Here is an 18,854-nt window from a genome sequence, read left to right on the forward strand (position 1 = left end):
TGCATGGTCAGAACGTCAAACGCGGGCTCGATAAGCCCGTTCCTAATATTGAAAGCGCTGCGGCAGATTATGGCCGCCACGCATCCAGCACCTCGCCGGCTTCCGCCAGCTCGATCTGGACATCGAAGCGCTGGGCGTAGAGGTGAAGAGAGGCCTCATGCGCCGCATCGGACGAGGAGCACAGGCCGTCTTTCACCACGATGACGCGGTAGCCGACGTCGACGGCATCGAGCACCGATGCGAGCACGCAGACGTCCGTCTCGGAGCCGGTCACGAGCAGCGTATCGACGTGCTTCTCCTGCAAGTAGGTCTGCAGCGCCCCGGTTGCGAACGCCGAATAGACCGGCTTGTCGATGCAATGTGCGGGCGGCGCGAAGCCCTCAAGCTCGGGCACCACGCGCAACAGATTGAGATCCATTGTGCTGCGCGTCACCTTCGGCCATTTCTCATAATAGGCGCGCCACATGCCAGCTGCATCCCTGGGCTCAATCGGCGGAATAAAGCGCGTGAAGATGGTGCGTTCGGGTGCGCGGGCCACGAGCTCCCGGATGACTGGTACAACGCGCGGCATCCATGGCGTGGGCCATGGGCCGTCCGCGGCAAACAGACGCTGCATGTCGATGCAGAGATGCACGGCGCGATCGCCGGGTGGGGCTTTAAGCCGCCCCATGACCGGCTCCCCGATGCCAGAGCGGAAAACCGTACCATGCCGTCAGGAGGGCAACGAACGCGGACGTGCCGATCGCGATGGCACGACCTGCGTTCTCGCTGACGATGTAAAGCACGACCGTGATGTCGGCGGCGATCCCGAGCGCAAGGGGAAGCACGGCCGCAATCACGAGCGCGGAGCCGATCCGGAAGAATTGCGGATCATCCTCGCCATGATAGGCGAGGCGATGCAGCGATGCAGGGGTCATCAGGAGAAGAACCGAAAACGCCACGGCCAGAAGCCCCGCCGCATGGACGGTCTGCATCCAGCCGGGCAAGGCCTGGAAGGACCTTGTCAGCGCCGCCACGAACTGAAAGCCGAGCAGCGCCTGTCCGCCTGGAATGATGACGCGGGCTTCGGTCAGGAGCTGTTCGATCTTGGTTTTGAGCGGCGTGCCGCTCTCCGGGGGCAGCGGCTTGGCCTTGTGCCGCAAAACCATCCCGAGGCCAAAGAGCAAGCCGAGCCCGATTACGGCCAGCCCCGCTCCCATGGCTGCGCCAAGTCCCGGCCCCACGAGAAAATCGAAAACAACGAAGACGGATGCGCCAAGGCCAAGCGTCAGTGGCAGGAGGCTCCAGCCGGTAAGGCTTGTCGTGACGTGCAATGCTCGGTGCCGGCTTTGGCCACTACAGGCGATGCGGTGATACATGGAGGGCGCAATCAGGAGACAAATGCTGCCGCACAGCAGCACCAGCGCCGCGCATTGAAGCGTATGGCCGGCTGGCGACGCGTCCTGGAAAAGCTCCTGAAATGCACCTTGAAAGGCGAAGCCGAACAGAACCTGTGCGCCAAGGATAAGGAGGCGGGACTCGTCGAGGGCAGTCTTGAGCTTGGCGTCGAGTTCTTTCGTCATCGCAACGCGATGAACCTTTTTCGGCCCCTGCCGGTTCCAATATCAATTGGGGTGCTGTCCTGGACGCGCGCAAAGGGCAATCGGGGCGGTCTTTAGGTGGGTAATTCGGTCCCCGGACTTGTGACCAGTTTCTCGATCGCGATAGCGCTCTCCGCTTCGCGCGCCTTCCGCAGCATGCGCTCGCGCTCCGCCCCCGGCGGTAAGATCGAGGCTCGAGCTCGCGCCGCTTCTGCCAGCTGACCTAGCCTGAACGTGAGCGAGGTCGTTTGCTTAACCCGGTTGCGCTTCTTTCCCACGGCCTTCCTCGTTCCACTGCGGTGAGGAACAGACCAATGATCTTGCTGTTTTTCAGCAACATAGGATAATTTCTGACGAGTAAAAAATTTTTGCAGGCGTGGAACTAAAATGGACGAAGCGTCCATGAAAGCTGGGCGCCGGGAAGAATCGGCAATTTATTTAGATGAGATTCACACGTGTTATTTCTCGAACCGCGTATTCCGCGAATCATCCGGACACTGGGCAGGGCTATTTCATCAAGATCAAATTTACGGCCCAGAAGGGCCGCCTATTATCGGCAACCGGCGGTTCGGCGTGAGCATGGGAATAAGAACGGCCCCAGCGATTGCTCGTTGCTGGGGCCGTTTCTTTTGGATGACCAACGGACTGCTCCACGTCCGATGTGTGCGATTTGCTATACAGCTCGGACGACCTACTTTGAAACGCGCTTGATCGCCTTGGCCGCATGGCTTGGCCCACGCCAGCCCAAAAAAGTCAGATCCTTGCTCTCAAGAGCGTTGGTGGCGCGGAAGAACGCTTCGAGCTCCTCGCAGGCGCGCGAGGGAAGATGGCGGATATCCCTTAGATCTGTTTCGAGTGGGGAGCGGTCCGGCACGGCAAAGACGCGATCGTTGCGCTCCTTTTTACCCTTGCTCTTCTGCTCGATCTCCAGCACCCCGACCGGCCTGCATTTGAGAACAACGCCGGGATATGTCTTGGCGTCGTGAATGACCAGCACGTCGAGAGGGTCGCCGTCCTCCGCCTTGGTGGACGGGATGAAGCCCCAGTCGTACGGATAGCTGAGTCCTGTCATCAGGGGCTTTGCCAAAGTGAAGGTCCCCAGCTTGGGGTCGAACTCGAGCTTGCATGTGCTCCCGCGGGGAGTCTCGATGACGGCGAAGACGTGCTTATCGTCCGCCCAGGTCGGGAGCTTGGCGAGATTCGTCATAATTGGTCGCCTACGAGCATATGCGCCTGCGGGCCGCCCGCGGGCGCCTCTTTCTCCATAGCCGCTTGATCGTCCTGCTGCGGTTGGTCAAACCAAACGGCGGGGCCAATCTATCGTTCCTGCATGCGATTTCGCCGCCGTCACCAACCTTGCGACGAGGACGATGGCGGCAAGGAAGGCTTCCTTGGAAGTGGCGAACATAACTTTGACGCCGGCGCGATCCCGCTGCCTGTGGCGTCCCTCATCGCCGTCCTGCGCGAGGCGCCGAACGCCATGCCGTCGTTCTCCGTCGACGTGCTGTTGAACAGGGGCATCGCCGACATCCACGCCTATCTCAGCTCGCTGCCGGGGCGGCGCGACGCAAAAGACATTCCGCCGATCCTGAACCAGTGAGGGGTGGTTAGGAGCGCCAGCCCGTCTTCGCTCTCGCTTCGCTCAAGCTTCGCCGGACACGCTTCGCCCTTGCGGTCTGGGCATGGCTGCGCCAGGCGAAGCCCGCAAGGGCGAAGCGTGGTGCCCTTGGCCGATAATTGCCTAGAGCCATAACCATTTGAATTTGAACGCACTTTTCTCTTCGATTGCTGCCGGTACCAGCACAAATACCAGCAGGATGACGCGCGGTACTCGCCGACAAAAATAAGCAGGAGGTTCTCGCCGCGGGCACGGTTGTGGCCCTTCCAGACCCCACAATCGCCTGATCGGAATCAACCCGGCACTGACCCGAAATCGGAGAGGCCTACCGCGAGGTTGAGTTCAGGCTCGAGTCATGCGTGCCCGATCCGTGGTCCTTCACGATGCCGATGGAGAGAGCTAATTCCCAATGACGACCTTGGGACGACTCGATTGCCGCTCGGTGCGGGACCGACGCCGAAAGCGCTCATCGCGCGACGCTGATTTTAGTACCGCGGTTTCAGAAACGTCCCGTGGTCGGCGTTCTCACCAGTGCTGTATGTTTCGAACCGAGGAAGAAGAAAGTCGATCGCCGGGATCTTGAACGAGCTAACGGGGACGTCCTGATTTCGCGCCCCACATGCAAAGGCTTGATGGCTCGAAGCCGAACTGTCGGGGCCGATGGGTTTCCTCATCCTCGATTTCGTCAACGCCGACCGAATATTCGAACACCATGCCGTCGGGACCCTGAAAATAGAGAAACCGCGCGCCGGATGTTGGGTGACGGCCCGGACCGAAGACGATTGGGACGCGCTGGCCCGACAAATGATAGTACGAGCGTAGCACGTCGTCGTTGCTCTCGACCTGGTGGTTGATGTGATGCACGCCGGGGCCCGCGGCCGGGGGCCAGCGCCACGGTGTGATGGATCGCGTTGACTCGCATGAGGGCAATGTCCCCGATGCGATCGCTGACGCGGGCGTTGCAGACCTGAGTCCAGAACTGTTCGTCGCGCACGGGGTCGGTCGTGAACAGGCCCACATGGCTGAAGCCGGTGATCCCGGCGTCGCGGGTCGCAAAATATCGTCTGCCACTGCGCTCGGGCCGCACGACGAACTCGATCTGGTTGCCGGTCGGATCTTTGAACGCGATGAAGGCCTTGACCTTGCGGAGCGCGCATTCGCCCGGTGTGCCGGCATGGACGGCATGGCCGAGCGTGTCGAGCGTTGCGCCGGCGACGCTGAGCTTGTCCGCATCGTCAACTTCAAAGGCGACGGTCTGGTCCTGCGGATCACCCTCGAAATAGCAGAGCGTGTGCGCCCGATCGTCGGAGCGCAGATAGAGCGCCTGCTTTGCCTGCTCGCCGACCTGCAGGCCGAGGCTTCTGGTGGCAAAGCTCCGCGCGTCCTCGAGGTTTGAGGCGCCGAGCCGTACATAGGCGAGATCGCGCAGTTCAATCATGTGGCGTCTCCATTCTCTTTGGCTTGTCAGTCGCCGGCCGGCCGCAGTTCCGGAATGCCCTGGCACTGGCTGCCCCAGTCGCACAGCGAGGAGGGATGAGCCGAGAATTGCCGGGGATGATGATCGGGTTCGATGTCTTTGATCCCATGCGTGTAGGAAAAGACGTATCCTTCAGGCCCCTCGAACCTGAGGAAGATTTGTCCGGACGCGGGCTCGCGTCCGGGGCCATGCAGGATCTTGATCTGGCGCTCCTGCACGAAATAATGGCCCTGCATGATCGAATCCAGGCTCTCGACGCCATAGCTGATATAGAGGATGCCGGGCCGGTCTGATGGATAGAGCGCAATGCGGTGATGCTTCCGGTCGATCCCGAGATAGGCGACGTCGCCGGCCCAGTCGCTGATCCGGGCACCAAGGATCGAAGTCCAGAATTTCTGGTCGTCCGTCGGCCTGACGCTGCGTAGCCCGACGCCTTCCAGCCCGGTGATGCCGGCGTCGCGGCTAGGGAAATAGCGGCGTCCGCTTTGCGCGGGCCGCAGCACCAGGTCGATCTCGTTGCCGCTGGCATCTTGCACAATCAATGCATCTCGGACGAACCGCTGCTTGCACTCGTCGGCGCTTCCGCGACGTGCGGTGAAGCCGTCGCTCCGTAGCGCGTGCTCGACGCGTTCGAGCACCGCTTCGTCGGAAACCTCGATGCCGATTGAGGACGAGTTCGTTGCCGATATTAGTGACAGCGTGTGATAGCGATCGTCCGATCGGAAGAGTAGAGCCTGTTTGTCGGGTACTGGTTGCAAGCCCAGAATATCGGTCGCGAACGCCGCTGCGGGTTGCGGCTCGCGGACGGCCAATCTGGCGTAGCAGAGCCCGATCAGGGAGCGTTGTGGCGCCCTCTCGGATGAACTTTGACCCGTCATGTCCGCTTTCTCGACTGCTTGGGCATCGAATTCTCGATGTGCTGCCGCACGATCTGGCGCCAGACACCGAGCAGGCGTGAGAAGTGCTCGGGATCGTTCTCGATCAGCATTCTGACCGAGAAGCCGCGGACCACGCTCAGCGTCAAAGCGAGCACGTCCTTGGCGAGCTGTTCCGGAATTCCGGACGAAATCAGCGTGTCGAGCCAGGTCGCCTCGATCGAAAAGCGCGTCTGCCGGGCGAATTGCCGGGTCTCGCGCTTGATCTGCCGGGTGCTGTCATCGCTCATCGCGATGGCGAGCTCGATGAAGAAATAGTCGCCGAAGAAAAAGTCCTCTGCGTCTTTGATGATGCTGTCGATCGGATCGCCGCCGTCGTGCCGCGCCGACTGCGCGCGGCGCATACTTTGGGTGAAGGTGATCTCGTTGACATAGGCCAGCACGGCCACGACGAGCTCGTGCTTGCTGGGGAAATGATGCATCAAGGCGCCGCGCGAAACGCCAGCGAGGTCAGCGACCTCGATCGTCCGCAGCCCGACATAGCCATTGCGGCGAATGAGCTTGACCGCGGCGTCCATCAGTTGCTTGCGCGTGGTTTCGCTGCGCTCCGCCTGGGTTCGTCGCGGCGCGTATTTCGGCTCAGCCGTGCTGTCCCGGCGCGATCTCAGCTTCTGTCGGGTTGCAGGCCCGCGGGATGCCGGGGCGCCACGGCGGGAGGAGGGCTTTGGTTCGTCAGAATTCGACATAGACGCTGTCTTCTATCACCTTGACCGGGAAGGTCTTCAACGGAACCGTACACGGCATGCCGGTCGGCGCGCCGCTGGTGACGTCGAATGTACCAAAATGCCAAGGGCATTCGACGATATTTCCGGTCAGGATGCCTTCTTCGGACAATGAAGCCTCGCCGTGCGTGCAGAGGTCGGCCGTGGCGTAGATCGTGCCGCCGACATTGTAGACCGCAAGGTTGGTGCCATCGGGCATCGTCGCGGGACGGATCTCGCCCTCCGGAAAGTCCTGAACCGTGCCGATGAGAATGCTGTTGATCGTGGTCGTCATAGCATTGTGCTTCCGCCATTGACGCTGATGACCTGTCCCGTGACGAACGAGGCTTCCTTCGAAGCCAGATAGCACACCATCGATGCCACCTCGTCCATCTCGGCCGGGCGCCCCATCGGCACCACGTCGACAAAGCGCTGTAACGCCTTCGGCGCCTTAAGGGTGATCTGCTTGACCTGGGGCGTTTCGACGATGCAGGGAGCGACGACGTTCACGGTGATGCCGTCCTTGGCGAATTCACGCGCCAGTCCGGTCGCCATTGCATGCACGCCGCCCTTGGCGGCGTTGTAGGCGGCGTGATCCCAGAGACCGTTGCGGACCGAGTCCGCCCCGATATTGACAATGCGACCGTAGCCGCGGACCTTCATGACCTTGACGGCGTGCCAGGCGCACCACAGCGCGGTCCAGAGATTGCGATCGATCGTGGTCCGCAACGTATCAGGCGTGTGGTCCAGAAACGGCTTGATGATCCCGCCGCCTGCGTTGTTGACCAGGATATCGAGCGCACCGAAATTGTCGACCGCCGACCTGATGACGCTGCCTGCGACGTCCTCCTGCGAGAGGTCGCCGGCCTTCACGACCGGACGCCTGGCGCCGGTTGCAGCGATCTCGTCGGCAACCGCACCGAGGCCGCCCTCATCAATGTCGGATACCACCAGGCTGGCGCCGGCATCGGCAAAATGGCGGGCGATGACGGCGCCGATGCCGCTGGCGGCACCGGTCACCACGACTGTCTGTCCGTCGAAACGAGAACCCATCTGATTGATCCGTCAGAGCACGATGCTGATGCGGCCGCTCGGCCGCAGGCCTTCGCCGCCGAGCAGGCAGCGCTTCTCGCGGATGCGGAAGCCATCGTCTCGCAGCGCGAGGCGATACTTGTTGGTCCCGAAGTAGAGATCGGTGACGCCGTCCTTGGTCCGCAGCGTCTGGAACACTGAGGTGACGTCGATCTCGTCCTCATGCCGTGCGCAAATTCGGACATTGCCGACGATTCGACTGGTCTTCGAATGTGGAAACTCGGCATGCGCGGTGCGCTTCATGAGCCGCTTGACCCGCTCGCCGAGCCGCATGCGATCGTCGGCGATGTAGAACAGATTGGTATCCGACGAGGCATCCGCGGGCAGGTCTGTGCAGGGAACTTCGTACCGGGCATCCTCGGTAAAGAGCGTCAGCCACTCTGGCAATCGCCACTGATCGAGCAACTCGGCCTCGTTGAACAGGAAATCTTCGACGTCGGTTCGGGTTACGGATTGCATCTCGTTCTCCTAGGCCGCGACGCTTTTGATGCCGGACGCTGGTTCGGGAAACATCTGCTTGTTCCACTGGGTCCAGAACGCACGCATCTGAAGCTCGTCGTCGTGATGGGCCTTTTCTTTGCCCATTCCCTTCGAGATGTCGTTCCACAGGGTTTCCTTGGAGTTCTCGAAGCCGCGTTGGCAGTGCTCCAGCGCTTCGGCGTCGTCGGGCGTGGCAAAGCCGCCGGGGCCGAGAAACTCGAGGAAATTGTTGAGGCGATACTTTCGCGCCCACGCCGATTCGTCGTTCGGCGCCAACGCCCAGGCATTGATGACCATGTAGTCGGGAGCCATGGGAAAGTAGGTGCGCACAGTCAAGGCCATGATGTCGTTGACGACGAGATTTGGGAAAATGAACAGGTTGCGGTTCTTGCGCGCGATCCGATCGGCGCGCTCCTGGCCGTGGCGTGCGACGAGGTTGTCGTAGATCCGGCCGATCTCCGATTTGCCAGCCTCTCCCCAGCCGGGGATCCACTGCGCGACCGGTCGTCCCCAGGGAGCGCCGTATTCGAGGACGGCGTGACCGTTGCCGAGGTCGTAGCCGTAGCCGCCGGCACCCATCCCGGTAGCGAGATTGTCCGTCGAGCTCATCAGGATATCGAAGTAGGTCGCGTGGGTGGTCGCGGCATGATAGCCGTCGATGCTGTTCTCGGTGAGCAGCTTCCAGTTCGCCCGGATCGAATATTCCTGGCTGCCTGCGACGATCGACATTCCGGCGTCGGCCTGATCGCAGATCACGTCGAGGTATTCCTTGGCGCCCGCGAGGTAGTCGACAAGCGGCATTATGTTGCTGTCGAACGAGATGAAGTTGAAATCGCGATAAGTCTCGAACCGCGGCACTGGCTGCATGTTCGAGGTGTCGCGACCCTTGAACCCCTCGGGGTAGGAGGCTTCGCCTGGCTGACTACGCAACTTGCCGTCAGCGCCGAACACCCAGCCATGGTAGAAGCACTGGAACGATTTGGCGTTGCCCTTGCGCTCGCGGCACACCTGGGCGCCGCGATGCGGGCAGGTGTTGAGCAGGGCGCGCAGTTGCCCCTTGCTGTCGCGAGTGAACAATATACCGCGGCCGGCGACCTTGCGGGTGATAAAATCGCCGGGCTTGGGGAGTTCCGACGAATGTCCAAGGTACAGCCACGAGCGGTCGAAGATTCTCTCCTTCTCGGCCTTGAAGATCTCGCGGTCGACGAAGTTGCGTCGCGCAACTTTGAAAATGTGCTGGGCCGGATCGACGAGCAGCGCGGGCTGCGGCTGTTCTGCGTTCATTGTGGTTTCCTCTTCCCTAGGCGGCGAGTAAGCGCTTCAGTTCGAGTGCGGGATTCTCAAGTTCGCTTTTTCGAACAGGCTTGCGTGAGGCGACGAGCCGGCGCAGTACCGCCATGTCTCGGGCCGAATTGACGGTGATGCCGCCGACGACTTCGCCGTCGCGGATGCTGATGGTGACGAAGCGACCGGCGCCGACGTCGCCTCTGACGATCTCCTCTCCGCCGGCCGGGTTGCCGACGACCTGGATGTTGGCGTCGTACTGGTCGGACCAGAACCAGGACGGGGCATCATAGGCAGTCGCGGAGTTCGTCATCGATTTTGCGGTGGCGATGGCCTGGTTCTGCGCGTTGGCCCAGTTCTCGATGCGCATCCAGCGGTCGTGACTGCGGCTCCATTGCTCTGCGACGTCGCCGGCGGCGAAGATGCCATCGGCTTGGGTGGCTCCGCTCGAGGTGACGCGGATGCCGTGCTGGGAATCGAGGCCCAATTGTTGGGCGAGCTCAGTGACCGGCTCGACGCCGACGCCGGCCAGTGCGAGATCGGCCGGGACGAAGCTGCCATCGTCGAGTTCCAGTCCGCGCGATGTCGATCGTTTCGCCACGGCGTTGCACACAATCTTCACGCCCTTCGACGCATGGAGCTGATGGAGACATTGGCCGAGCGATGCGGAGCCGATCTGGGACAGCAAGCCTTTGGCCTTCTCGATGATGGTGACGTGGCATCCGCGCCCGATCGCCGCCGATGCGACTTCGAGGCCGACGACCCCGCCGCCGATCAGCGCAATCTGTCGCCCGGGCTGCAACTCCTGGCGCAGCGCCAGCGCGTCGTTCATGCAACGGAGGTAGCGGACGGGGAGTGGGCCATTGTCGAGCTCGGGCAGGCGACGCACACGCGTCCCGGTCGTGAGCAGCAGGCGGTCGAATGCGAGCTCTTGTCCGTTGGCGAGACCGACAACGCGCCGCTGCAGATCGGCCGCAACGACACGGGACGAGGTGTGCAATGCGACATCGAGGTCGTTCCACTGCTGTCGCTGCAAGACCAGCACCGGATTGGAAGCGCGGTCGATCAAGATGGCTTTCGACAGTTGCGGGCGTTCGTAGGGAAGGTGCTCTTCCTCGCCGATCAGGCTGACCGGGCCGCGATGTCCGGCGGCGCGCAGGGCCTCGGCGGCGCGGGCGCCCGCCTGTCCGGCTCCAACGATCACGATGCGCGCTTGCTGCCGGTCCAACGTCATTCGCTCCCTTGGCCGCCCTCTTGGCGGCTCGCTCAGCGCGGCATTTCCACTCGTCGCGCCATGACGCTCAGAGGCGTCTTGACAGCAAAGATAAAAACAATCATTCCTGTTTGTAAAGTGAATTCTGTGACGCGCAGCGGCGCGGGCGGGGATCACGACAAGAAGCTCGCAACAGAGCGACAGGGAGAGCGCGTTGGGCACTGTGATCGACATTCACACGCATGTTGTGCCTGCGCGGCTGGGCGCCGACCCGAAACGGGACGCGCGCTGGCCGAGCGTCGAGCTTTCGACGAGCGATCAGGCGATGGTGATGATTGCGGGCAAGATATTCCGGAAGATCGATACGCGATCATGGAATGTCGAACAGCGGCTCGCGGACATGATCGAGGACGGCACCGACATGCAGGTGCTCTCGCCGATGCCGGAGTTGCTGTCGCATTGGTTGCCGCCTGATGACGCCGAATATCTGGCGGACGTCATGAACGACCAGATCGCGGGCATGATCGCGCAGGCTCCCGGCAATTTCGCCGGTATCGGCATGGTGTGCATGCAGGACGTGCCACGTGCTGTCCGGCAGCTGGATAAACTCAAGGCGCTCGGCCTTGCCGGCATCGAGATCGGGACGCACATCAACGGCGTTGCGCTCGGCAGCGAGAGCCTGTTTCCGGTCTACGAGGCCGCCCAGTCGCTCGATCTCGGCATCTTCGTGCATCCGCTGCACCCGGCAGGCATGGAGCGCGTCGGCGGCAGCCCGGAATTCGCAGCGACTGCGGTGTTTCCGCTCGAAACCGCGCTCGCGTCGGTGTCGCTGCTCGCCGCCGGCGTGCCCGAAAGATTTCCGCGGCTGCGTGTCCTGCTCAGCCATGGCGGCGGGGCGCTGCCATGGATTCTACCGCGAATGGATTTCGGCTGGTCGCTCGGCGCCAGGGGCAAGATGACGCGGCCGCCGTCAGACCTTGCGCGGCGGTTCTGGTACGACTCGATCCTCTACGATCCGGTGTCGCTGTCGTTCCTCGGCAACGCGGTGGGCGACAGCCGCATCGTCGTCGGATCCGATTATCCCTTCACGATCCGGCAGAAGCAGCCGGGTGCGTTCGTCAGGCGCGCGCTGAGCAGCGATAGCGTTCTCGTCGAGAATTCCTTCGGCTTCCTTGGTCGGCGTTATGACGTCGCGCCGCTGCACGTCGCGCAACCGCGAGGGATGGGTGAACAGTCGGAGGCATCCCATGGCTGATTGTCGCTCCCTGCCGCAGATGTGCCTGCTTGGACCGATCCCGCCGCGAACGCCCAGCCGCAGCGATGCGCAGGTGCCCTCCGACACGGAGAGGGGACTCAGCAAATACGGCCGCATTCCCTTCGTCTATTTCTACCAGCATGGCGCGGCGGCCGATCCCGCTTTCGGCCTGCTCGACATCGAGATCGCAATCCAGCGCCGCGGTCCGCAAGACTTCGTATGCGAGGTCTACGCCATCGGGGACGGCTATCAGAGCGGACATGGCACGAGCACGCCCGAGCCGCTGCTGTTCGAATTTCGCGGCCGCGGCCGGACCATCGCGAAGGCTGAATGGCGCTACCCGACCGTTCTGAGCGGTCACATGGATGCTTTGACGTTCTCGATGCCCCTTGCGCTCAGCGACGACGAGTTCGGCTTGCTCGACAGTGTCCTGCTGCCGCCGGCGCGCGGCGAGGTCACGGTTTGCCTGGAGTGAGCGTGATGGCTGACAAGTTGATCGCGATCGGGGAGCGTCGCGTTGCGCGCCAGGACCTGCTTGAGCAGGGCAGCCGTGCCGCCACGGCACTCGCTTCGATTGGCCTCCGCGAAGGCGATGCCATCGCGCTGCTGATCCGGAACGATCCCTGCTATTTCGAGGTGCTGCATGCAGCCGCGCTACTCGGCGCCTATGTTGTGCCGTTGAACTGGCACAGCAAGCCCGACGAAATCGCCTATATTCTTGCCGATTGCACGCCGCGGACAATAATCGGGCACCGTGACCTGATCACGGCGGTCGAGCGGGTCGTTCCCGCCGATATGCCGACCTTTATCGTTGACGAGGCCCTCGCGCGCGCCTCGACGTCGTTGCCATCGCCGCCCCACGCGCAGGATTGGCAGGCGTTTCGCGACAGGGCTGCGCGATGGGAGCTGCCGCCTCGCGCGCCGCGGGGCACAATGATCTACACCTCGGGCACCACGGGACATCCGAAGGGTGTTCGACGCGCGCCAATGACACCCAAGCAGATCAAGAAAAACGCGACACTGCTTCGCGAGATCTATGGCATCGAACCCGGCATGCGGGCCTTTGTTTGCGGTCCGCTCTACCACGCATCGCCCGGCGCCTTTGCGCGGCAGGCCTTCCAGCATGCCGACCTCACGGTATTGCAGCAGAGTTTCGATCCGGAGGATCTGCTGCGGGTCATTGCCGAGCACCGGATCACGCATCTGACGATGGTGCCGACCATGTTCGTGCGCCTGCTGCGGCTCAGCGACGCCATCCGCGATCGCTACGACCTGTCCTCGATCCGCTGGGTGACGCACACCGGCGCGGCCTGTCCGCCCGACGTGAAGCGCGGGATGATCGAATGGTGGGGACCGGTGATTCACGAGACCTATGGCGCGACGGAGACCGGCGCTGCGGTCGGCTGCAACACCGAGGAATGGCTCGCACATCCCGGCACAGTCGGCCGCCCGATGACAGGCACCGAGCTCAGAATCTACGACGAGGCCGGGCAGGAAGTCGCACCCGGCGGCATCGGCGAGATCTACCTGCGCACGGAGGCGTATTCGGACTTCACCTACCACGGCCGTCCGGAGCAACGTGAACAGGTCGATCGTGCCGGCCTCGTGACCTGCGGCGATGTCGGCTATCAAGACGCCGACGGCTTTCTCTACATCTGCGATCGCAAACGCGACATGGTAATTTCGGGTGGGGTCAACATCTACCCCGCCGAGATCGAGAATGTCCTGGTCAATTGTCCCGGCGTGCGCGACTGCGCTGTGTTCGGCGTACCCGATGCCGAGTTCGGCGAAAGCCTGATCGCTGCGATCGAGGCGGAGCCGGACGCAGCGCCCGCGCCGGCCGATGTCGCGGCGTTCCTCGAACAGCGCCTCGCGCGCTTCAAGGTGCCGAAGCGCTTCGTCTTTCACGACGCCCTGCCGCGGGAGGCGAGCGGCAAGATTTTCAAACGGAAGCTGCGCGACCACTACCTTCTGTCCGGCGTTCCGGCGGTCTGAACAATCATCGCCATCAACAGGAGATCGAGCGTGGATCTGAGTGACAAGTTCATCGACGTGGCGGGAACCCGCACGCGCTATCATGATGTCGGGCAGGGAGAACCAACAATCCTGATCCACGGTGGTGGACCGGGCGCGTCGGGCCTGAGCAATTACCGCAAGAATGTCGAGGCGCTGGCGACCGGCCGCCGCGTCATCGTCGTCGATCTGCCAGGTTTCGGCGAGACCGAGGGCAAGCTGCCGGACGGGCCGATCTTCGAGGCCATGGGCGAATTCGTCCGCAGCTTCATGGATGCGATCGGGGTCCAGAAGGCGAGCTTCGTCGGAAACTCGCTGGGTGGCGCTACCGCGCTGATGGTCGCCTTGCGCGCGCCGGAGCGGGTCAACCGTCGGGTGCTGATGGGCACGGGTGGCAGTCAGGCCATCTTCACGCCAATGCCGACGGAAGGCCTGCGCCGCATGGCGATGTTCCACGGCGGCGACGGCCCTTCGATGCAGAAGCTGAAAGGCGTCATCGAGCTTCTGGTATTCGATTCCAGGGCGATCACCGACGCGTTGCTCGAGGAGCGGTTGAAGGCTGCGATGCGCAAGGACGTCATCGACATCTTCAAGCGGCCGCCGCTCGACATCTGGCGCGAGAATCTCGCCGCGCTGAAGCACAAGACGCTGATCGTTTGGGGACGCGACGATCGTGTGGTCCCGCTCGATTCCGCCTTCATCCTGCTGAAGACCATGCCGAACGCCGAACTTCACGTCTATCCCAAGTGCGGCCACTGGGCGCAATGGGAAAAGGCCGACGAGTTCAACGCGCTGGTCGCCGCCTTCCTGGATCGGCCATGAGCACGCTCGTCGACAGGCTCGCAACGCGCCTCCAGGAGGCGGAGTCGACCCGGCGGCCGATCGACCCGATCGCCGGTGAGATCGGCAGCGGCACCTCGAGACCGCCTATGCGGTGCAGTCCGAGGTGAGCCGGCGCGGTATCGCTGGTGGCAGGCGGCTGGTCGGCCGGAAGATTGGCCTTACTTCGAAAGCCGTGCAGCAGCAGTTCGGGGTCGATCAGCCTGATTATGGTGCGCTGTTCGCGGACATGGAGGTTTCGACCGGCGAGACCATCGATGTCGCGAAACTGATCCAGCCGCGCGTCGAGGCCGAAATCGCGCTTGTTCTCGACCGCGGTCTCTCCGGCGAAGACGTCACGCTTGGCGAACTGATGCGATCGATCGCCTATGCCGTTGCTGCGCTCGAGATCGTCGACAGCCGGATACGGGACTGGAAAATCAGCATTCTCGATACCGTCGCGGATAACAGCTCGAGCGCCGGCTACGTGCTCGGCGCAGCGCCGCGGCGATTGACCGATGTCGACCTCGAGGCCTGCGGCATGACGATGACGCGCAACGGAACGATCGTGTCGGTCGGCTGCGGCTCGGCCTGCCTTGGTCATCCCTTGCGTGCCGGGCTCTGGCTCGCAAGGGCGATGGCACGTGCCGGCCAACCCCTGCGAGGTGGCGATGTCGTGCTGACGGGCGCGCTTGGCCCGGTCTCACCGGTGTCGGTCGGCGAAGTCTACGAGGCGAGAGTCTCCGGTTTCGGGCCTGTCAGCGTGACCTTCACGTAGTCGGCCGGATCAGAAGGCATCAAGAGCCGCTTCAGAGCTTCAAATCACCAACAATCGATCATAGGGAGGATTGAGCATGACTTTGATTTCGCGAAGATCGGCCGTTGTGGGGCTGGGAGCGAGCGCGCTCGCATTTGGAAGCGTGTCAGGAGTGCGCGCTGCAAACTACGGACCCGGCGTCACTGATACCGAGATCAAGCTCGGGACCACTGCACCTTACAGCGGCCCGGCGTCCGGATACGGCGTCTACGGGCAGGCGCAGACAGCCTATTTCCAGATGATCAACGACAATGGCGGCATCAACGGCAGAAAGGTCAACCTGATCTCGCTCGACAATGCGTTCTCGCCGCCGAAGGCCGTCGAGCAGACCCGAAAGCTGGTGGAATCGGAGGAGGTGTTTGCGATCGCCGGCTTCCTCGGCACGGCGGCGAATGCCGCGGTGATGAAGTATCTCAACGCCAAGAAGGTGCCCAACCTTTTCCTGACCTCGGGCGCCGAGCGCTTCAACGATCCCAGGGAATTTCCGTGGATCGTGCCGTTCTATCCGATCTATGTCGCGCAGGGAGCCGTGCTGGGGGCGCATATCCTGAGCGAGAAGCCGGATGCGAAGATCGCGATCCAGTACGTGAACGACGATCTCGGCAAGGACTTTCTCCGCGGCCTGAAGAAAGGGCTCGGCGGCAAGGCCAGCGCCATCGTCAAGGAAGTCAGCCACGAAATCACGGAGCCGACGATCGACAACCAGGTCGCCGACTGCAGGGGGGCGGGCGCTGACGTCTTCGTGCAGCTCACCTATTCCAAGTTCGCGGCGCAGGGCATCCGCAAGGTGGCCGAGCTGGGATGGAAACCGCTCCACATCGTCAATTCGAACTGCAGCTCGATCGGCGGGACGCTGGCGCCGGCGGGGCTCGACAATGCGAAAGGTCTTGTCTCGGCATGGTGGGAAGTCATAGCGACCGATCCGCGCCAGCAGGATAAGCCCCGCGTCAAGGCCTATGTCGAATTCATGAAGAAATACATGCCGTCGGTCAGCATCGATGACAACACCGCAACGCCCGGCTACAACAACGCCTACATGATCGAGCAGGTCTTGAGGCGGTGCGGCAACGAACTCACGCGCGAAAACCTGCTCAAGCACGCAACCTCGCTCAAAGACGAGCAGCCGCCGCTGTTTCTGGACGGCATCAAGGTCGGTAATTCTCCAACCGACTATCGCGCCGTTCACAACCTTCAAATCACCCGCTTTGACGGCGCCAACTGGGTTCCGGTCGGGGACATGATCGATCTCGACGGCATTGCGTCGTGAACTCGGCCCTCGAGTGATGCGGCCGATACGGCAATCCAGCCCAACGCCAATCTGAGAGCTTGTGACGGATTCGGCTCCTGCGGAGTTTTTGGCGGCTGTTCGTCGCAGCAATTGGCAGGTTTGAGTTCGAGTTCGGCGATGACCCGTTGTTTAGGCTCTGGAGAGGCGGTTGCCTTGCAGGATGTTGTTGACGAGGGCGTACCAGAGCACGACGGCACGGACCTTTTCGATGCCGCGCACGGTCAATTGCCGCAGGTCCCAATTGCGCCAGCGGGCATGGATGCACTCGCAGATCGACCGGGACCTGTATCGGGCCTTGCCCTCTTCGCTCGCCATTCGCGCACGCCAGGCCAACACCCCCGGACCGTCGCCGCGCCGCGGTAGATAGGGATCGGTACCGTGCTTGGATTGAGTGGGCGGACAAAAGATATCGATGCCCTCGGCATAGGCCCATTCGATGTCCTCGGCACTGCCAAAGCCGCCATCGACGAGATGGTCCTTGGGCAACCCTCCGGGCCGCGCACGCTGCCGCTCCAGCATGGGGCGCATCAGGCCGCGATCGGATCCGATGTTGCAAATTCTGGTGTCGACGACGATCTGCTCCCCGGCCACGCTCGTCACCTGCACGTTGTAGGCGGGGCGGAAGCCGCCGTTCGCCATCTTCATGACCCGTGCATAGGCGTCCGTCGTGGAGGCCCGCGGCTCCTTCGGCGTCTTGCCGTTGCCGCGACTTTCTTCGCGCTCCTTGCGCTGCTGCTTGATCTCGGCGAGCGCCGTCTGCGCCGCCTTCACCCGCGCGCTGCGTTCCCGCGCGGCCCGCTCCTTGGCTGCCCGGGCACGCTTATTGCTGGCGTCCGAGCGTGTGTCGACCTCGCGCTTGAGGTCTTCCACCACGGCCTCAGCCTGCGCCAAATGCTTATCCAGCGTCGCCTCGCGCCGGAACGAGGCGGCCCCGGCGCTGGCCCGGACCCGCATGCCATCCTGCGCCAAGGTCTCCAGATCGACGAGACCGGCCTTTGCCAACGCTGCCAGATGCTCACTGAGCAGTCGGTCAAGCAGATCGGCGTTGCCGACCCGGAAGTCCGCCAGCAGGTGATAGTTCACCGACACCCCGCCGCACAGCCAGCGATAGGCATCGTGGCTCTCGCACAGCCGCTCCAACGCCCGCGCGCTGCCAACGCCTTCGCTGGCGGCATAGAGCCACAGCGCCAGCAAAAGCCGGGGCGAGGTCGCGGGGTGACCGGGACGATCGCCGCGAGCCTTGATCCGGTCCTCCAACTCACTCAGATCAAGCTCTTCGACATAAGACCAGATCAGCCGCACCGGATGGTCTTCCCCGATCAGGCTCTCAATATCAACCGCTCGCAGCGCAATCTGGTCGCGCTGGGGCTCACGCAGCCGCGGAGCGCCGGGCAAGCCCGCTTCGACTGGTGGCTTCGCCTGCTCCGGCAGGTCCCCAAACAACTCATCGGCAGCCAACATCACCTCCCGCGAATCCATCATCGCCAGAGAATCACACCGCGCCGGCTTTCGGCTATAATGCTCGCTGAAACCCCAAAAAAATCACACCCTCTGAGGGTGCGACATCGTCTCGCGAGCTGACGGATTACTCATCCTCGGAGGCAACCGAGGCTGGTGGCGGCCTTACGCCACCGCCCGCCGCTTTTTCCGCGTTTTGGAGCGCTGCGTTTCTCCCTCCTCGTCGTCGCTCATGTTGGCGACCGTGCCGTCCGACATCGCGAGGAGGTTCCGCTTCATGGCGAGGAGTGCGTCGGAAGCGTCTTCCAGCTGCTTTCGGTCGATGCCGTTGACGATCTTGGCGTTGAACTTGTCGGTTTCCTTCCGGAGCTTCTCGAGGAAGCCGCGCGCCTGCTTGGTGACGTAAACGCGCTTGACGCGGCGGTCGACCGGATCGGCCTGGCGGATCACGAAGCCGGAGGATTCGAGGCGGTCGATCAGGGCTCCGACGGCGACCTTGCCGACATCGAGCTCGTTGGCGAGCTGAACCTGGGGAAGGCCGTCCTTGCGGGAGATGAACGCCAGCACCCACCATTGCGAGCGGGTGATCCCGAGCGGCGCCAGTGCACGATCGAACATCATCCTCCTGAGCCGCGATACGTCGTGGATGAGATATCCAAGCCGAAGATCCCAATCGGGCTGATCAACCATTGATACTTCCCTTGCGGCGAGTCGGAGGGTTGAGGTCAACCAATACCATACACCAGCGTATTTTAAATGGAAGGTCACGCCATCGGGACGAAATCGCCGCCGCCCCATCACGGATCGATTTACATAAGAAGTAC

The 18,854-nt window shown here is 62.7% G+C and carries 21 protein-coding genes and 1 pseudogene; 7 read left to right on the plus strand and 15 right to left on the minus strand.

What is annotated here, in order from left to right; all coding sequences use genetic code 11:
- Window positions 1–67: 67 nt before the first annotated feature.
- From ACVW17_RS12525 to ACVW17_RS12540, 4 genes are all read right to left on the minus strand, one after another.
- A complete protein-coding gene (locus ACVW17_RS12525; RefSeq protein WP_456752176.1) occupies window positions 68–670 on the minus strand; it encodes a cysteine hydrolase family protein in 603 nt (200 codons plus the stop codon).
- Window positions 657–1,562: a DUF6328 family protein gene (locus ACVW17_RS12530; RefSeq protein WP_456752177.1), complete on the minus strand. Its 906-nt coding sequence runs from the start codon at window positions 1,560–1,562 to the stop codon at window positions 657–659. Before ACVW17_RS12530 ends, ACVW17_RS12525 begins: the two co-directional genes overlap by 14 nt.
- A 92-nt stretch (window positions 1,563–1,654) precedes the next feature.
- Complete coding sequence (locus ACVW17_RS12535) at window positions 1,655–1,984, minus strand: hypothetical protein (RefSeq protein ID WP_456752178.1); 330 nt, start codon at window positions 1,982–1,984, stop codon at window positions 1,655–1,657.
- 287 nt (window positions 1,985–2,271) lie between these two features.
- Window positions 2,272–2,787 (minus strand): inorganic diphosphatase, encoded by a 516-nt coding sequence (locus tag ACVW17_RS12540; protein WP_456752179.1) that lies wholly within the window; start codon window positions 2,785–2,787, stop codon window positions 2,272–2,274.
- Window positions 2,788–3,018: 231 nt separating this feature from the next.
- On the opposite strand from ACVW17_RS12540, the gene ACVW17_RS12545 reads away from it, so the two are divergent.
- Window positions 3,019–3,180 (plus strand): hypothetical protein, encoded by a 162-nt coding sequence (locus tag ACVW17_RS12545; protein ID WP_456797171.1) that lies wholly within the window; start codon window positions 3,019–3,021, stop codon window positions 3,178–3,180.
- A gap of 606 nt (window positions 3,181–3,786) precedes the next feature.
- Here the strand turns inward: ACVW17_RS12545 and ACVW17_RS12550 are convergent.
- The 9 genes and pseudogenes from ACVW17_RS12550 to ACVW17_RS12590 form a co-directional block, all read right to left on the minus strand.
- A complete protein-coding gene (locus ACVW17_RS12550; protein ID WP_456798943.1) occupies window positions 3,787–4,431 on the minus strand; it encodes a VOC family protein in 645 nt (214 codons plus the stop codon).
- Window positions 4,349–4,636 (minus strand): annotated as a pseudogene (locus tag ACVW17_RS12555) (VOC family protein); the annotation flags it as partial. The pseudogene ACVW17_RS12555 and the gene ACVW17_RS12550, both read right to left, overlap by 83 nt.
- A 26-nt stretch (window positions 4,637–4,662) precedes the next feature.
- Window positions 4,663–5,487 carry a VOC family protein gene (locus tag ACVW17_RS12560; RefSeq protein ID WP_456752182.1) on the minus strand — a complete coding sequence of 275 codons (825 nt, stop codon included), beginning with the start codon at window positions 5,485–5,487 and terminating at the stop codon, window positions 4,663–4,665.
- Window positions 5,488–5,549: 62 nt separating this feature from the next.
- Window positions 5,550–6,128 carry a TetR/AcrR family transcriptional regulator gene (locus ACVW17_RS12565; RefSeq protein ID WP_066511484.1) on the minus strand — a complete coding sequence of 193 codons (579 nt, stop codon included), beginning with the start codon at window positions 6,126–6,128 and terminating at the stop codon, window positions 5,550–5,552.
- Window positions 6,129–6,282: 154 nt separating this feature from the next.
- The gene (locus tag ACVW17_RS12570; protein ID WP_456752183.1) at window positions 6,283–6,606 is read right to left on the minus strand and encodes a non-heme iron oxygenase ferredoxin subunit; all 324 of its coding nucleotides are present in this window, start codon (window positions 6,604–6,606) and stop codon (window positions 6,283–6,285) included.
- Complete coding sequence (locus tag ACVW17_RS12575) at window positions 6,603–7,364, minus strand: SDR family NAD(P)-dependent oxidoreductase (RefSeq protein ID WP_456752184.1); 762 nt, start codon at window positions 7,362–7,364, stop codon at window positions 6,603–6,605. Before ACVW17_RS12575 ends, ACVW17_RS12570 begins: the two co-directional genes overlap by 4 nt.
- A gap of 12 nt (window positions 7,365–7,376) precedes the next feature.
- Window positions 7,377–7,862 (minus strand): aromatic-ring-hydroxylating dioxygenase subunit beta, encoded by a 486-nt coding sequence (locus tag ACVW17_RS12580; protein ID WP_456752185.1) that lies wholly within the window; start codon window positions 7,860–7,862, stop codon window positions 7,377–7,379.
- Window positions 7,863–7,871: 9 nt separating this feature from the next.
- The gene (locus ACVW17_RS12585; protein WP_456752186.1) at window positions 7,872–9,167 is read right to left on the minus strand and encodes an aromatic ring-hydroxylating oxygenase subunit alpha; all 1,296 of its coding nucleotides are present in this window, start codon (window positions 9,165–9,167) and stop codon (window positions 7,872–7,874) included.
- Window positions 9,168–9,183: 16 nt separating this feature from the next.
- Window positions 9,184–10,614, minus strand: coding sequence for an NAD(P)/FAD-dependent oxidoreductase (locus tag ACVW17_RS12590; protein ID WP_456752187.1), 1,431 nt, complete (start codon window positions 10,612–10,614; stop codon window positions 9,184–9,186).
- On the opposite strand from ACVW17_RS12590, the gene ACVW17_RS12595 reads away from it, so the two are divergent.
- From ACVW17_RS12595 to ACVW17_RS12620, 6 genes are all read left to right on the plus strand, one after another.
- A complete protein-coding gene (locus ACVW17_RS12595; protein ID WP_456756405.1) occupies window positions 10,604–11,635 on the plus strand; it encodes an amidohydrolase family protein in 1,032 nt (343 codons plus the stop codon). The two genes, ACVW17_RS12590 and ACVW17_RS12595, sit on opposite strands and share 11 nt — an antisense overlap.
- The gene (locus ACVW17_RS12600) at window positions 11,628–12,110 is read left to right on the plus strand and encodes a hypothetical protein (protein ID WP_456752188.1); all 483 of its coding nucleotides are present in this window, start codon (window positions 11,628–11,630) and stop codon (window positions 12,108–12,110) included. Before ACVW17_RS12595 ends, ACVW17_RS12600 begins: the two co-directional genes overlap by 8 nt.
- Window positions 12,111–12,115: 5 nt before the next feature.
- On the plus strand, window positions 12,116–13,630 hold the full coding sequence (locus ACVW17_RS12605; RefSeq protein WP_456756406.1) for an AMP-binding protein: 1,515 nt from the start codon (window positions 12,116–12,118) through the stop codon (window positions 13,628–13,630).
- 30 nt (window positions 13,631–13,660) lie between these two features.
- Window positions 13,661–14,470, plus strand: a complete 810-nt coding sequence (locus ACVW17_RS12610) for an alpha/beta fold hydrolase (RefSeq protein ID WP_456752189.1) — start codon at window positions 13,661–13,663, stop codon at window positions 14,468–14,470.
- Between the two features lie 124 nt (window positions 14,471–14,594).
- A complete protein-coding gene (locus ACVW17_RS12615) occupies window positions 14,595–15,245 on the plus strand; it encodes a 2-keto-4-pentenoate hydratase (RefSeq protein WP_456797172.1) in 651 nt (216 codons plus the stop codon).
- Window positions 15,246–15,396: 151 nt separating this feature from the next.
- On the plus strand, window positions 15,397–16,551 hold the full coding sequence (locus ACVW17_RS12620; protein WP_456752191.1) for an ABC transporter substrate-binding protein: 1,155 nt from the start codon (window positions 15,397–15,399) through the stop codon (window positions 16,549–16,551).
- Between the two features lie 150 nt (window positions 16,552–16,701).
- On the opposite strand, the gene ACVW17_RS12625 is transcribed toward ACVW17_RS12620, so the two are convergent.
- Window positions 16,702–18,033 carry an IS1182 family transposase gene (locus ACVW17_RS12625; protein ID WP_456756305.1) on the minus strand — a complete coding sequence of 444 codons (1,332 nt, stop codon included), beginning with the start codon at window positions 18,031–18,033 and terminating at the stop codon, window positions 16,702–16,704.
- 162 nt (window positions 18,034–18,195) lie between these two features.
- Entirely contained in the window at window positions 18,196–18,648 is a 453-nt protein-coding gene (locus ACVW17_RS12630; RefSeq protein ID WP_456752192.1) for a MarR family winged helix-turn-helix transcriptional regulator, read from the minus strand.
- Window positions 18,649–18,854 lie beyond the last annotated feature (206 nt).

It is taken from the genome of Bradyrhizobium sp. USDA 4473 (assembly GCF_054063335.1).

Coding starts and splice junctions, on each gene's coding strand:
- ACVW17_RS12625 (WP_456756305.1), bottom strand. CDS start 18,033: ATGTTGGCTGCCGATGAGTTGTTTGGGGACCTGCCGGAGCAGGCGAAG.
- ACVW17_RS12590 (WP_456752187.1), bottom strand. CDS start 10,614: ATGTCGATCACAGTGCCCAACGCGCTCTCCCTGTCGCTCTGTTGCGAG.
- ACVW17_RS12530 (WP_456752177.1), bottom strand. CDS start 1,562: ATGACGAAAGAACTCGACGCCAAGCTCAAGACTGCCCTCGACGAGTCC.
- ACVW17_RS12605 (WP_456756406.1), top strand. CDS start 12,116: ATGGCTGACAAGTTGATCGCGATCGGGGAGCGTCGCGTTGCGCGCCAG.
- ACVW17_RS12570 (WP_456752183.1), bottom strand. CDS start 6,606: ATGACGACCACGATCAACAGCATTCTCATCGGCACGGTTCAGGACTTT.
- ACVW17_RS12525 (WP_456752176.1), bottom strand. CDS start 670: ATGGGGCGGCTTAAAGCCCCACCCGGCGATCGCGCCGTGCATCTCTGC.
- ACVW17_RS12540 (WP_456752179.1), bottom strand. CDS start 2,787: ATGACGAATCTCGCCAAGCTCCCGACCTGGGCGGACGATAAGCACGTC.
- ACVW17_RS12535 (WP_456752178.1), bottom strand. CDS start 1,984: ATGGACGCTTCGTCCATTTTAGTTCCACGCCTGCAAAAATTTTTTACT.
- ACVW17_RS12565 (WP_066511484.1), bottom strand. CDS start 6,128: ATGGACGCCGCGGTCAAGCTCATTCGCCGCAATGGCTATGTCGGGCTG.
- ACVW17_RS12575 (WP_456752184.1), bottom strand. CDS start 7,364: ATGGGTTCTCGTTTCGACGGACAGACAGTCGTGGTGACCGGTGCCGCC.
- ACVW17_RS12630 (WP_456752192.1), bottom strand. CDS start 18,648: ATGTTCGATCGTGCACTGGCGCCGCTCGGGATCACCCGCTCGCAATGG.
- ACVW17_RS12600 (WP_456752188.1), top strand. CDS start 11,628: ATGGCTGATTGTCGCTCCCTGCCGCAGATGTGCCTGCTTGGACCGATC.
- ACVW17_RS12585 (WP_456752186.1), bottom strand. CDS start 9,167: ATGAACGCAGAACAGCCGCAGCCCGCGCTGCTCGTCGATCCGGCCCAG.
- ACVW17_RS12550 (WP_456798943.1), bottom strand. CDS start 4,431: ATGCGGACAAGCTCAGCGTCGCCGGCGCAACGCTCGACACGCTCGGCC.
- ACVW17_RS12580 (WP_456752185.1), bottom strand. CDS start 7,862: ATGCAATCCGTAACCCGAACCGACGTCGAAGATTTCCTGTTCAACGAG.